The organism is Streptomyces sp. NPDC006384, assembly GCF_042870695.1.
Lineage (GTDB): Bacteria > Actinomycetota > Actinomycetes > Streptomycetales > Streptomycetaceae > Streptomyces.
This window is the reverse complement of record NZ_JBIAHR010000031.1, coordinates 40,358-53,292: the sequence shown is the minus strand read 5'-3', so window position 1 is coordinate 53,292 and position 12,935 is coordinate 40,358. Positions and strand designations below refer to the sequence as shown.

The following is a 12,935-nucleotide window of genomic DNA, read 5'->3' as shown; positions in this document are numbered from 1 at the left end:
TCAAGCACGGTGACATGGCCGGCCTGGGCCACGAAGGCTGGCGACCAGAGGCAGGCGGCACGTTGTGCTCCAGTCACTTCCGGATCCGGCCGTAGTCTCATCCGGCCGCCTCAGCGCCCTTGCGGATCGTGCGGGCCACTCCCTCGAAGGCATCGATCGCGCGGGAGTCGAACTGTCCGAACTCGGCCTGGATGTCCTTCCCCAGCTGGTCGAAGAAGCCAATCGCCTCGCGGATCCTGCCCGCTTCTTCAGCTTCTACGGCTTCGGCCATCCGCTGCTCGACCTGCGCGTCGGTGAGGGTGTGCCGGCTCATCGGGTGATCTCCTGACTTCACGGCCGCTCTCCGGCGCGCGTGCTGGTCTCCGTCGGGGCCCGGCAGGGCCAAGTCCGCGGCACCCTGTGCCGCTTGCAGTGCTTCGTTGAAAAGGTCGAGGGCCCTGGCGGCCTCGTCGCTCATCCCCTCGATCTCGGCAACCGCGAGATCATCGTGGGCGGTGGCCGCCAGAAGGCCGAGCAAGTCGTCGGTCCCCGCCGACAGACACCTGAGCTGCCTGAGCTCGCGACGCCGCTCCTCCGCCTCGGCGATCTGCGTGGCGTAGTGCTCCAAGGCCTCGACGCGCTGCCCGATGCTGGAGAGGCTCGTCCGCAGGATTCTGCGGCGAGGTTCCAGGGCCCGCTCGACCACGGCGCTGACCGGGCTTGCCGGCTCGCTCTTCGCCACCCGGCTGTACGCGCGCAGCGCCTCGGCGATCTCCCATACCTGCGTGTCCAGCCGCCGGTCGTTGTGCTGCTTGTCAGCCGGGTCCAGACGCTGCACCGAGGAACGCTTGACCCAGGCGGCAGCACACGCGGCACGAGCAAGTAGCTCGGCCGCCTCGGAGTCGAGCTCGGTGCCGAGGACGAACTGGTCGTGCGCTTCGGCTATCCGGACCTGTACGGCGTTGCGCCGCCGACGCTGCAGTACGGCGACCGCGCTGCTCAGCCCGTAAGCGCAGGCACCCGCGCCGACCATGAACATGCTGCGGGCGAAGACGCTGAGCAGGAGCCACCCGAACCACCATGAGCCGCGACGACCTCCGAGGGGGTCGGCCAGACCCCACCACGGGCTGGAGGGCCCGGCGTCCACCGCCTCGCGCACGAGCACAGGGTCGGCCTGCCGCAGGAACTCCTGCATGTCGACAGGCAGCTCCGGGTCCAGCGTCAGCGGCGGCACGTCGGCGCTGGTGTCCTCCGGCCCCGTACGCTCTGCATCCAACGGCTTCCACCATTGCGTCACCTCGGTGACTCCCCTCCTCGCAGGTGCGGCCGGCCTTCAGCCGTCGTGATGGGCCACGGCCACGGCGGCGCCCGGCGGAGAGAACGAGGCCAGCGCACGCAGTACTTCGTCGAAGACGACCTGCTCGCCGAAGACCTTCACCTCGAACCCGCGGGCATCGCGTGCGAACTGGACCACCCCGTCGGCCGTCTCCGGCTGCACGACGAATCCCTTACCACCGCGCAGCAGGGCGGCGTCGATCGCGCCGATCCACGTCTGCTCGTCGGCCACCTCGGCGCTGGGCTCCACCCAGATCTGGTGCCACTGGAGGGACGCTTCCGGCCCGTACACCAGATGGAAGAGGCGGCCGAAGTGGCTGCCGTTGACGAGCTGCTGGCACTGAGACTGCCGGCTGAAGACGACCGCGTAGGCACCGTCGAAGCTCTCGACTTCCAGAACGTCGCCGTCACCGGCCCAGACCTGCCCCGCCCCCGGCTTCACTGAGCCGCCTTCGAGCCGACCGCGGGGGCCAGGTGCTCCTGCCCGCCCCAGCACGGCCCCTGCTCGGGCAGGACCAGGTCGCACGTACCCCAGCCGGTCGGCTCGGCGCAGCGCTCCAGCCGGACGTCCCCGAGCTCCCGGAGGGCGGCGAAGAGCGCGGACGCGGTGGCCACAACCTCCTGCCTGGTCTGCTCGGTGCGGGTGCGCGGAAAGTGCTGGCGCCGCGCCCGGCTGAACGCCTGCTGGGATTCGGCGAGCTGGGGGTAGCGCGAGGTCCAGCCCAAGGTCGCCTCGTCGAGCATCGACAGCGGCCCCGTCAGCTCAGGTGACTGGCACTGAACGCCGCCCAAGACGTCAGCGAGCTCGGTGGACGTGAGCGTTTTCAACATCTGCGTCGCCTTTCAGCACAGGCATCGGGGTTGGTGGTACCAGCAGCGCGGGCGGCGAACGCGGCCTCGAACCAAGGGCCCAGGCAGCGCACTCCGCGCACGTGACCGTGGTGCCCCCGGGCAGTGCGTGGCCCTCGCCCTGTTCGGTGAGCCGGTCGCACAGCGCGGCTCAGGGTTGCGAGGTGCCCTCCCGCGCGCTGCATCCGAGGATCGCCACGGGCGGCCCCACCGGAATCAGCCGCTGGGACCTGGGCTGCGTGGCGCCGCCGGCGGTCGGCGTCATGAACCCTCCACCCCGCCGTCGACCCGCCCGGCGCCGGCGAGCAGCGGGCCGCCTCCGGGCTCGATCGTCCCCTCGTCGGTGCCGCGGGTCTCCAGCTCACCGGCGATGACGCGCGGGGCCCTGCCGAAGGCCGCCTGGCCCGCAACGACTCCGCGCCTGCGCAGGTAGTCGAGCAGTTCCAGGGCGAGAGAGGGCGGGACATGGCTGAACGTGACCTCCACCTCGCTGGCGTCACGGTTCAGGGTCACCCTTCCGCCGACGGGCAGCGCCACCTGTCCCTCGGGGACATGGTCGCGACCGGACCAGAAGGAGGTGTCGCGGTCGGGAGCGTCGCCGGGGCGCGTACCGCCGATTCCGTGGACGCCCGGCACGATCTGCTCGATGAGCCCGTTCAGTCCTGCGCGCGCCCGCCGCTGCGCCTCACTGCGGCGTGCCTCCGCCAGCCCTTCGAGGAGCGTGTCCTTGTAGGCGGGCATCAGCCGCCGCAGGACGTCCGCGGCGATCGCCTCCGGCGCGCGGTCCATCGACACCGTGATCGGCTCGGCGCGCCACCCGCAGTAGCCGCGCGGGTATCCGGTCTCGACCTTCAGACGCCTGCCGGCCGCACCCTTGCGGGTCCTGCCGTCGTGCCGGAAGGAGAAGCGCATGCCGTCGCGATGGCCGACCGTCACGTTGCCCCAGTAGGCCGGCTGGATGGTGTGCGTCCAGCCTCCGCCCTCGATGTCGCGCGCGTTGAAGGCCGCTGCCACTCCGCGCCCGAGGACGTCGAAGTGCATCAGCATGCCGGCCAGCTCGTCGCGATTGCGGGCGTCCTGCAGGAAGTCGTCGCCGGGGGAGACGACCACGGAGAGGGCCTGGGCGAGTGCGGGAGAGAGTGTAGGTGCCTGGGGGGCTGCCAAGTTGAGGTCCTCCTTCAAGGGGCGGGTCAGGGGCGGTGTGGGTCACCACGGGTGCCGGCGGCGGCCGCGTGCCACTCGTTGTGGAGCTCCTGCTCCACACGGGTCGAGACGGCCGGCACGGCGGCCGCGGTCACCGGTCGTCCTCCTGCCCGGAGGCGCCGGCGGCCGGGGTGACGGCGCCGGAGTGGCGCTGCCCCTTGCCGGTGAGGCTGACGACGAGGTCGTCCTCGTGGCCGGCGGCCATCTTCTGCATCTCCTTCTTGTAGATCCGGCGGGTGCGGACCAGGCCGTGCTCGAGCAGGGTGTCGAGCGCCGCGGTGACCTCGGAGTCGGCCGGCTGGAAGTGCAGCTGCACCTGGTGGCCGTTGCCCACGACGCCCTCGATCGCGTCGGCGACGGTCTGGTGGCCGGCGGCGGTGGAGGCCACCTCGGCGCCGGCCGCGGCCGCGGCGAGGGAGTCCAGCAGGGCACGCTCGATCGGGGTGAGCGGGATCTCGGTGCGGCGCACGCCGGGCTTGCGGTTGTACTCGTTCTCGGCGAACGTGCGCACGCCGGACGCGAGGTAGACGGGACCGGACGCCAGCTCCTGGACGAGGTAGGGCGCCAGCCTGGCGCGGAGCTGGCTGGCCCGGCTCGTGGTCGTTCCGGTGATCTGGGCGACTTCGGTCATGCCGGCCAGCTCGGGCACGAGCGGTTCGGCGAGGCGGCGGTCGAACTCCTCCTCGGTGATCACCTCGTAGCCGGTCATCAGGTGCGGCTGGAAGCCCTCGTGCTTCAGCAGGGCGCCCAGGATGTACTCGACGCCGCGAGTGCCGGCGTCGACGGGACTGTCCGCCTCGAGGAACAGGCGAACGGTCAGACCGCCGGCGGGGGAGGATCCGACGGAGACGTCGTAGCGGGCCAGGTCCTCGTGGACGGCGGTGATGACGGTGTCGGGCGGAGTCTCGTGCACGCCGAATTCGACGCGCACGTTGTACATGGTCTGGCTCATGGCTTCCTCATCTAAGGGGCAGGGCGGTGACGGCGCGGTCGGCCGGGCGCCGGGAGTGTCCCCGGCGCCCCCGGCCGGTCAGTGAGTGCGCTGGGGCTTGGGCTTGCCCTTGCGTTCGGTCTCGCAGACGAAGCCGAAGCGCTTGAGGTCCGCCTTCGCGTTCTTCAGGCCGCGGTACTCACTTGGGGTGCTGGGCATCGTCGTGACGAACTTCAGCACCTCCTCCTGCGTGGCGGTGGCCTCGGAGACGACGAGGAACACCTTGTAGTGGTTGCTCTTGGTTTCGATGAATCGGAATCCCTGCTTCTCCGCCTTCTTCCGGAGCTGGTTCAGGTCCTTCTTCGTGGCCATGTTCTCCCCTAACGCTTAACGCCGTCAAGAATTATGATCTCACACATCACTAAACAAAGTCAAGCAATGTGAAAAAAGGTCGAGTTTGGTGGGGGAGGAAGGCCCGTAGGGGCCGCCACGTTGCCGTGTCACGGCCGTGGGCACGGCCCCAGACCCCTCAGACGCGCCACGTCCGAACGCGTCGCTCTCGAGAGGGATGCCGGCCGCCCGTTGGCGGGAACGGCGCAAGCACGCCGAGGCGGGCGCTATGGGGTCCCTCGGGCAGGGACTGCCGCCTTCGTCCGCACCGACAGCGGGATCGGCGGCATCCCGGGACTGCGGGCCCGCCCCACCCCAGCCGCACCGACACGCTGCTCCTGGCCCGCCCCGGCCACCGCGCCCACCTCACCCTGCGCGCCCGACCGGCCATCCTGCAGCAGACCGAGGGCCACATCCTGGCCGTCGGCCTCGAACCGCCGTGGCCCACGTGCACCCCGCAGCCCGGCGAGCGGTAGGCATGGGACCGCCTGGCAGGCACCCTGCCGTCCGAGGAGACGGCACTGTGGAGCCGCGCTCTGCGCCGCGCCGGCCAGACACGCGGACTGGTCCCGTACCGCGCCCGAGCCCGGGCAGCTGGATGGCCCCAAGCCCCAGCGCATCGCTGCCCGCCCTGTCGGCCCGCCCTGTCGGCCCGGCCAGAGGCCCGGCCCGAGGCGTCATCGCCGTGACCAGCTCCCGCGGGCAGGGAGGTCTCGGCTGCACCACCACCGCGCTCACCCTCGCCGGGGCCCTGGCACGCACCGGCGCCACGGTTGCCTTCCTCGGCGCCGACGACCCAAACGGGCTCCACCGGATCCTGAAGACGACACCGCAGTCGGGACAGTGGCACGATCTGCTGCCCGATCTGCCGGACCCGGGCACCCTGCGCGCCATGGCTCTCCCTGAGCGCACCCGACGCCTCGGCACTCCTCGCCAATGCAGTCCGCAGGCACGACACCGTGGTTCTCGACGCCGGCACGGTCTTCCAGCTACGGCATCTGGCCGCGCGGACGCGGCCGTCGTCCTCACCGACCTCGACCCGACCGTATGGGGAAGCACAGAGGTCCTCGACCGGCGCCCCGACTGGGCGCAGGTGTGGGACTGGCTCAACACCCGCTACCTCACCGCCCGAGCCCGCGACGCACTCCCAGCTCCTCCGATTCCTGGACGAGACGTTCGAGATGTACGTCTGGGATCGAGTCTCGGACGACAACCTCGACGTCTACGACGCCGACGGCCCTGAGGACACCGCCGCCTGGTGGGACGACTTCCAACCCGATTCCGCCCCTGACCCCGACGGTGAAGACGACGAAGACGAGCCGCTGCCGGAGGACCTCGACGGCGAGCTCCTGGACATCTGGCGTCAGGACTTCCTGACCCTCCTCGTCCCCGAAGGGGCAACCCGCCACCCGGGCACCTGGCCCGCCGTCGCCGCCGTGTGGATCGACCACAACCGAAGCCTCGACCTTCCAGGCAGCACCGTCGACGAAGCCTTCACCGTGGAAGTCCTCCGCGAGGCCGCCCCCATCGCCGTCGCCCGCTGGGGCGAGCAGACGTGGCAGGAGCACCACCCCCGGTGGCAGCAGCCGACGCCCGCACCCGCAAGGACAGCGTCACCTCCTGGCAGCACCTGATCGAGGAGACGATCCAGCCTGGGGACCTGGCCGCCACCGTGGGGTTTCTGCTCGCCCACCTGAACGAGCCGGCCGCCCCCCCATTGCGCTGGCGATCGCGCACGTCGACAACGCCCTCGACAACGAGCAGCACCACCTCGCCGCCCTCCGCGACGCCCTACGCTCCGAGGGCATCCCCGCCCTCACCGTCCTGCCGGACCTGCACGATCACCCGGCACGAGGAGAAAACCTGCAGTGCCTGACCCAGCCCTCGGGCCGGGAAGCCGCCGCCAACCGCCTGACCGTGGTGGCGGCCGACCTGCTCACCTCTCGGGCACGCCGCTGACCACGCGCCGCGTCCCACCCACCCGCCAGCCCCGCTCGCCTCCAGCACGGATGGCGGGCACGGCAGACACTCCCGGAAGCCAGCAGCCGACGGCCGTCGTCATCCCCGCCTGGCAGCCGAGGCATCCCGGCCGTCCTTCAAGGCGCTGCTCAGCACCGCCCCGAGTTCCTCCTGGACCAGCTTGACCCGCTCATCGTTCCAGGTCGAGGGCGCGAACAGGAGCCCCTCGAACGCCTTGAGCTGGCGCACCGTGCACAGGGCGACCACGCCGTGGCCGCGCAGAGCGGCAGCCGTCTCGGCGACCGCTTCAGGGCCGCCCATGGGCCGGTACATGTTGGTGATCACGACCACGGGCATCTGCGGATCAAGGCCCAGGGCACGAACACCGCGCAGAAGGGCGGCGGCCGTCTCCTCGCCGGTGGCGGGCCGCTGACGGCGCTCGATACGGTCGTCGAAGTCACGGACCCGCGCGACGTCACTGCGCACCCCGGCCACCCACTGGCCGATGACCGATCCCCAGTCCACCTCCGCGGCCGTGATCGGGGCGAGGGCAGCGGCGAACCGCCGACGCAGCTCGGGAAGCTCCTCCTCGGCAGGCGCGAACGGTGCACGCTTGTCCCGCTCCAGGCGGCGGTGGTGCTCCACCCAGTGTGCGCGGACCTCGGACCACACCTCGCCATGGCGCCGGGCCCCCTCGTCCTCGACCGCCGCGAGGAAGGCGGCCCACCTCTGCTCCCGGACGTCCGCATCGTTGTCAGGGCCGGGCGGGAACGGGAAGACGCCGCCGTCCAGGGACCGGGCGGCTGCGGTCGCATCCCACCAGTCGTCACCCGTCACCTCGTCGGCCAGCGCCGCGAACCCTTCGGCTTTGTGCGGCCCGTGGTTGAGGAAGCGGGCGTCCAGCACCGCCTTCAGCGTCTCCGCCGCCGACCGGGGCAGGTACGGCGCATCGTGGCGCAGGTGTGCGTTGAACTGGGCGTCGAGCCACCGCGTCAGCTTCGCGGTGCGCCACGTCTCCTGCTCCTCAACGGTGGCCGCGCGCGGCTGTAGGTCGCCCTCGGATGCCACGGTAGCGAGGAACTCGGACGCCTGCACGGCCAGGTCCTCGATGGGATCCCCGTCGGGGCTGAGGCGCTGCAAATTGCGCCGCCGGTTGTGCGTGATCCAGGTGTCGCGCACCGCGTCCCAGCTGTCCGGGTGCCGGCGCTGCCCCTCGGGGGTGATGAAGTCCAGGAAGTGGCGGCGCCACAGGTCCAGAGGTGCCCCGTCTTCGGGCGGTAGGACATCGTCGGGGTGTCCGGGCGACCCGTCGGCCCCCAAGTCCCACCACTCCTCGACGTCATCGGCATCGGCGACGTCGTACACGTCGACCTCGTCAGGGGCCGACAGTCGGAGCATGGCGTAGTAGAAGAACTCCCGGTCCAGCGCCGTACGCAGCCGGTCGGCGTCGAGCTGTTCCGTCGAGGGGCGCCACCACCGGGCGAAGCGCTCGTCGAGCGCGGCGAAGACACGGATCTGCTCGGGCCTGCGGTCGATGACGTCGACCTTCACCCAGTCCCGGGCGCGGTAGTAGTCGGTCAGCACGGTCAGGTCGGCGGCCGGCAGATCGGCGAGCTCGGCGGGCGGGCGACCGCCCACGTCAAGGACCACGACGTCACCGCGGCCCGTCGCCTCCGCTGCGCGCACGTCCAGGTGTTCCCCGTAGTAACCGTGCGAGGCGGCCAGCAGCCGGCCGCCTCCTGCCGGGGTGAACGGCTCGTGCCACACCGCCGCATCGTCGGCCGCCTCCTTGGCCACATGCCGCAGCATCGCGTCGTCGGTCACCAGCGCAACGGTGCGCCCGGCGCGGGTCAGCCCGTAGGCGATCTGGACGCTCAGCGTGCTGCAGCCGACCCCGCCTTTCGTCGAGCGGACGTGCACGATCTGCGGGCGCCGGGAGACCGGCCCGTGCGGGCGCGCCATCAGCGCGGACTCGTCACCGGCCAGCTCGGCGAGCGTCGGCTCCCGCGAAGCCCAGTGGGAGGCGACCTCGCGAGCCAGGAGCGGGCGACGCAGCGCGCGACTCCAGGCGGGCGCCAACTCGGCGAGGGAGATGTCGATGAGGCGGCGGGTGGATCGTTCCTTCTGGTCGATGGAGTTCAGGACGGGCCCGGGGAACATCAGCCGGAGCCTGCACGGGGGCGGGGAGCCGCCGGGCGCCGCGGGGTGTTCGCCGTGGACCGGGAGCAGGCGCGCGCCCGTGCGGGGCTGAGTGCGGGGACGACTCCGGCGCGGGGGCCGCGCCGACGGGACCTGAGCGGTCAGGGGCGGGTGACGCGTACGGCGTGACCGGTATGGAGGGCAGTCTCCGCGGGCAGGGAGGCCGGTGCGGCACTGTTGAAGGTCGTGGCCAGGCTGTACCCGTCCGTCCTTGGGGCTCGGTGTGGCCGGACGCTCAGAGACTGATCAGGTCGCGGATCGCGTCGGGCAGCTGGGCGATCTGGTCGGGGCGGTCGAAGTAGTAGTCGCGGATGCGGCCGACGAGCTCGGCGTCCACGGTCACCGGCTGCGGCGCCGCCGGCAGTCCGAGCGCGTCGCGTGCGGCGTCGTCCAGGTGCGCGGTGAGCGGCTGGTAGTTCCGGCTGTCGGCTTGCGCCACCAGCTCGTCGAAGCTGGGGCGCGGGCCGACCTTCGGGAGCGGTCCGACCGGCCGCAGTGCCGGCTGGTCTGCGAACCGCGAGTCGCGGGGGGTGGGCTGCTGCCGGTCTGTCATGTCGTCCTCCGGGGTCTGGGGGTGCTCCTCACCCTGAAATACACCCTACATGGATTATTAAACTTTGTCAAGAAATACGGAAAAGCAGCTCAGTGGCGGGGGATCTCGTTCATGTCGACGAGCTGGACCACGACGCACTTGCGGCCCCTGATCGTCACGTTCTCTTGGATGCCCACGGAAACCCAGTTCGAGCCGCTCTCCTGCAGCCGCTCCCGCTCCAGATTCCCGTACTGGGACACCTGTGCCACTGCTGCCCCGCGGCGGGAGACCATCTCGAACACCACCGCGTGGTCGGCCTGCCCCGAGCGGCCGTCGTCCTCCCAGTCGGTCCGCGCGAAATAGGGGGCGGCGGCCACGTTGGGGCAGTGCGACGAGGAAAGGAACGACGGGCTGTGATAGCGGCTGCCGGCCGGGAAGTTCTCCCTCGCCCACTGCGCGACCCGGTTTTCCTTGCGGACCTCCAGCGGGGGAGTGAACCCACGGAAGGTGTGGTGCGGGACCTCGGCCGTGCCCGCCGAGCGGATTGCCGCGTTGATGTTCTCCGTGACCACCCGCATCGCCACGTCCATCTTCTCCGCAGGCTCGTCGAGATCGCGCCCGCTGTAGAGGTGGGCGTTGATCTGCCGGTACTTCGAGCCGGTGTACGTGCTGACCCAGTGGTGCTGCTCGGAGCTGAGGTTGGAGGCCCACGCCGCCGACTCCGGGACCAGGGCTCCGGCCCGGTGCTCCTCGAGCTGGTGCCGGTACGGATCGCGGCCCAGACCGTGCCGTTCCCAGGGCCGGGCCGCCTGCCGGCTGCGCGCCGCGGCGATGATCTGCTCGGCGTGATCGGCGGGGACGCGGTCGTAGATGACCTGCCCGTTCTCGATCCGGTAGGGCCAGGGGGAGTCGGCCAGCGCCTGGTAGCGGCCCTGGTCGAGCCGGTTGAACACGACCCGGGCGTGCGGCGGTTCATCGCCGTCGGCCGGATACACGGTCGCGGAGCCGGCGAAGTCGTCGCCGCGCCAGGCCACCGTCTGCCCGCCGTCGGCGCGCGGCACGAACGTCGCGGCCCCGCCCGCACCGCTGGCCCGCGCGAACGCGTCGGCGGCACGGACGTGCTCGGGGTACTCCGGCATCTGCGCCGCACCCCAGTCGTCCTCGGCCGGCTCGGGAGTCCGCGCGGGCATCGCCCACGCGACGCGCGGGTCCGCGGCGGCATTGGGGTAGCGGGGGGTCTGCTTGCGGTCGGCGAGCATGGTGCGCGTCGCGGCCGCGGCCAGCTTCGCGTTGTCCGCGTACAGCTTGGCCTGCTCGTCCTCACCGCTCTCCACCGCCTGGCGGGTCTTGGCCTCCCACATCTGGGCCGTGGCGTACGCGCCGAGCGCGGGGTGCCCGGGGCCGGCCGCGGCGACGTCCTTGCGCAGCGCGGTCGAGGCAGCGCGGCGCGCGGCCCGGACGGCCGGGTGGGACGAGCCGCACCTGCGCCCGCCCTTCGACTGCGACCTGCACACCGGAAAGCGCCCTCCCTTGCTCGCCCGCGGCCTGCGGGGCTGCCCCGGCGGGCAGCAACGCGATCTTGGAAGGGGTGGCCTGTGGACAGAGTCCGGTGATCAAGCCGAAACAGGGCGCGGGGCGCGGGCACACGTGACGCTGGGCCGGACCCGAGGTCGGGTCCGGCCCAGCGCAGCAGGGCAGAGGGTCAGTAGCGGTGGCTGTCCCGGGTGTCGCAGAGCTGGACCACCATGTACTTCCGGTTGCCGATGGAGACGCCTTCCTGGACGCCGACGACCGTCCACTCCATGCCGCGGGGCATCAGCCGCTCCCGCTCGTGGTTGCCGTACTTCGATACGGACGCGACCGCCGCACCACGGCGGCTGACCGTCTCGAAGATCACCCCGTGGTCCGCGCCCAAGGTCCTGGCGAACCTGGTCGCCACCGCAGGATCGTGCGAGACGGACATGTAGGAGTCGTCCCGGTACGTGCCGCCGACCACGAACTTCTCCCGAACCCACGAGGAGACCCGGTTGCCGGCCAGGACTTCCAGCGGCGGGGTGAAGCCCCGGTACCCACGGTGTGCGGTCTCGGCCACTCCGGCCGAGTCGATCGCGGAGTCCAAGTGCTTGGTGACCGTGCGCATCTTCACCTTGAGATGGCCGGCCCGCTCATCCAGGCTCCTCCCCTCGTATAGGTGCTGGTTGATCGCCCGGTAGTCCTTGCCCGTGTACCTCTTGACCCACCGTTGCTGGCTGTTGTTGAGGCCGCCGGCCCACGTCTGAGATTCGGGCCACAGCTTTGCCGCCTCGGCGGGATCGAGCTCGTCGCGGTGGAGGGCCCCGGAAAGCCCGTGCCGCTCCCACGGCTTGGCGGCGCGGCGGGAGGCGGCCGCGCGGATGATCTGCTCGGCGTGGTCGACCGGGACCCGGTCGTAGATGACCTGCCCGTCCTCGGTCCGGTACGGCCAGGGCGAGTCGGCGAGCGCTTGGTAGCGGTCGCGGTCGAGCCGGCTGAACACGACCCGGGCGTACGGGGGATCGTCTCCCTCACCGGGGTAGACGGTCGCCGCACCGCCGAACCCCTCGTCGTTCCACGCGGTCGTCTGCCCGCCGTCGGCCCGCGGCGGCAGCACCCGCGCCCGCCCGCCGATCCCCGCCGCCCCGGCCAACGCGCGAGCCGCACGGGTCTGCTCCGGGGGCCGCGGAGGCGGCGCGGCGTTCACCGCGCTGGGATCACCGGCATCCGGGTAGGGCTCCTTGGGCTGCTTGCCGCGGGCGTACGCACGGGCCGCAGCCGCGCACCTCTTCGCGTTGTCCGCGTACATCCGCGCCCGGTCGTCGTGCCCGGCCTCCAACGCCTCCTTGGTGCGCACCGCCCACGCCTGCGCGTTCGCGTACGCGCTCTGCGCGTCGGGGTCGCCGGTCTCGGCGAGGGCCTTGCCCAGATGCACGGAGGCCGCACGCCGCGCCGCGCGCATGGCTGGCTGCGAGGACGTACACCGCCGGCCCCCATTCGAGATCGCCCTGCACACGCCCCGCTCCCTTCAGCCGCTCACCGCGCGGACATCCGTCCGGCGGTCGCGTGATCTTGAAAGGGGCGGCCTGTGGACAGAGTCCGCGGGTCACCGAAGGGGGTGGGGCTCACGGCGGGGCGCCGGCGAGGATGCGGACGCAGAAAGGCGGGGCAGCCGCGTGCGGCTGCCCCGCCTCAGCGGGTTGAGGATCGAAGACGTCCCCGGGCTCGAGCCGGGTCAGCTGAACAGCGGCTCCGGGTTGGGACGGCGCTGGATCGATGGGTCGAGCGCGACCTGGACGGAGGGGAGGGAATCGACGCGACCGGTCTCCTTGTAGACCACGGTGACGCCGCCGACGATCTGGAAGGCAGGGTCCTGGTCCTTGAGGAACTCGCGCGCGCCGACCTCGAAGACGTACATGTCGTCGTTCTCCACGATCGTCCGGTCGTCGATGGCGAACGTGCCGGTGCTCCAGGAAGGCGCAAGTTCCGCACGCACCCGGTCACGGGCCTGCTCGTACGTGATGGTCATGGGGGAGTCCTATCCTC

At 71.5% G+C, this 12,935-nt stretch carries 12 protein-coding genes; 1 reads left to right on the top strand and 11 read right to left on the bottom strand.

The window, feature by feature from the left end:
• Positions 1-97: 97 nt before the first annotated feature.
• The 6 genes from ACFYOJ_RS31940 to ACFYOJ_RS31915 form a co-directional block, all read right to left on the bottom strand.
• Complete coding sequence (locus ACFYOJ_RS31940) at positions 98-1,255, bottom strand: hypothetical protein (RefSeq protein ID WP_388598389.1); 1,158 nt, start codon at positions 1,253-1,255, stop codon at positions 98-100.
• 57 nt (positions 1,256-1,312) lie between these two features.
• Positions 1,313-1,756 carry a hypothetical protein gene (locus tag ACFYOJ_RS31935; protein ID WP_356559071.1) on the bottom strand — a complete coding sequence of 148 codons (444 nt, stop codon included), beginning with the start codon at positions 1,754-1,756 and terminating at the stop codon, positions 1,313-1,315.
• Positions 1,753-2,145 carry a hypothetical protein gene (locus ACFYOJ_RS31930; protein WP_356559073.1) on the bottom strand — a complete coding sequence of 131 codons (393 nt, stop codon included), beginning with the start codon at positions 2,143-2,145 and terminating at the stop codon, positions 1,753-1,755. Before ACFYOJ_RS31930 ends, ACFYOJ_RS31935 begins: the two co-directional genes overlap by 4 nt.
• Before the next feature lie 279 nt (positions 2,146-2,424).
• A complete protein-coding gene (locus tag ACFYOJ_RS31925) occupies positions 2,425-3,327 on the bottom strand; it encodes a hypothetical protein (protein ID WP_356559075.1) in 903 nt (300 codons plus the stop codon).
• 130 nt (positions 3,328-3,457) lie between these two features.
• Positions 3,458-4,318 carry a hypothetical protein gene (locus ACFYOJ_RS31920; RefSeq protein WP_356559077.1) on the bottom strand — a complete coding sequence of 287 codons (861 nt, stop codon included), beginning with the start codon at positions 4,316-4,318 and terminating at the stop codon, positions 3,458-3,460.
• A 78-nt stretch (positions 4,319-4,396) separates the two neighbouring features.
• Positions 4,397-4,669, bottom strand: a complete 273-nt coding sequence (locus tag ACFYOJ_RS31915) for a hypothetical protein (RefSeq protein WP_356559079.1) — start codon at positions 4,667-4,669, stop codon at positions 4,397-4,399.
• Positions 4,670-5,868: 1,199 nt separating this feature from the next.
• Here ACFYOJ_RS31915 and ACFYOJ_RS31910 point away from each other — a divergent pair.
• Positions 5,869-6,321: a hypothetical protein gene (locus ACFYOJ_RS31910; protein ID WP_356559081.1), complete on the top strand. Its 453-nt coding sequence runs from the start codon at positions 5,869-5,871 to the stop codon at positions 6,319-6,321.
• A 424-nt stretch (positions 6,322-6,745) separates the two neighbouring features.
• Here ACFYOJ_RS31910 and ACFYOJ_RS31905 read toward each other — a convergent pair whose 3' ends face one another.
• The 5 genes from ACFYOJ_RS31905 to ACFYOJ_RS31885 form a co-directional block, all read right to left on the bottom strand.
• Complete coding sequence (locus tag ACFYOJ_RS31905) at positions 6,746-8,806, bottom strand: hypothetical protein (protein ID WP_356559083.1); 2,061 nt, start codon at positions 8,804-8,806, stop codon at positions 6,746-6,748.
• A 274-nt stretch (positions 8,807-9,080) separates the two neighbouring features.
• A complete protein-coding gene (locus ACFYOJ_RS31900; RefSeq protein WP_356559085.1) occupies positions 9,081-9,398 on the bottom strand; it encodes a hypothetical protein in 318 nt (105 codons plus the stop codon).
• A gap of 89 nt (positions 9,399-9,487) precedes the next feature.
• On the bottom strand, positions 9,488-10,891 hold the full coding sequence (locus ACFYOJ_RS31895) for an ADP-ribosyltransferase (protein WP_388598386.1): 1,404 nt from the start codon (positions 10,889-10,891) through the stop codon (positions 9,488-9,490).
• A 188-nt stretch (positions 10,892-11,079) separates the two neighbouring features.
• Complete coding sequence (locus ACFYOJ_RS31890; protein WP_388598385.1) at positions 11,080-12,351, bottom strand: ADP-ribosyltransferase; 1,272 nt, start codon at positions 12,349-12,351, stop codon at positions 11,080-11,082.
• Between the two features lie 273 nt (positions 12,352-12,624).
• Positions 12,625-12,918 (bottom strand): hypothetical protein, encoded by a 294-nt coding sequence (locus ACFYOJ_RS31885; protein WP_356559346.1) that lies wholly within the window; start codon positions 12,916-12,918, stop codon positions 12,625-12,627.
• Positions 12,919-12,935 lie beyond the last annotated feature (17 nt).

Bases quoted from the DNA above. Each gene is read 5' to 3' on its own strand.
- ACFYOJ_RS31890 (WP_388598385.1), bottom strand. From the start codon at position 12,351: ATGCGCGCGGCGCGGCGTGCGGCCTCCGTGCATCTGGGCAAGGCCCTC.
- ACFYOJ_RS31910 (WP_356559081.1), top strand. From the start codon at position 5,869: ATGTACGTCTGGGATCGAGTCTCGGACGACAACCTCGACGTCTACGAC.
- ACFYOJ_RS31930 (WP_356559073.1), bottom strand. From the start codon at position 2,145: ATGTTGAAAACGCTCACGTCCACCGAGCTCGCTGACGTCTTGGGCGGC.
- ACFYOJ_RS31885 (WP_356559346.1), bottom strand. From the start codon at position 12,918: ATGACCATCACGTACGAGCAGGCCCGTGACCGGGTGCGTGCGGAACTT.
- ACFYOJ_RS31920 (WP_356559077.1), bottom strand. From the start codon at position 4,318: ATGAGCCAGACCATGTACAACGTGCGCGTCGAATTCGGCGTGCACGAG.
- ACFYOJ_RS31905 (WP_356559083.1), bottom strand. From the start codon at position 8,806: ATGTTCCCCGGGCCCGTCCTGAACTCCATCGACCAGAAGGAACGATCC.
- ACFYOJ_RS31900 (WP_356559085.1), bottom strand. From the start codon at position 9,398: ATGACAGACCGGCAGCAGCCCACCCCCCGCGACTCGCGGTTCGCAGAC.
- ACFYOJ_RS31915 (WP_356559079.1), bottom strand. From the start codon at position 4,669: ATGGCCACGAAGAAGGACCTGAACCAGCTCCGGAAGAAGGCGGAGAAG.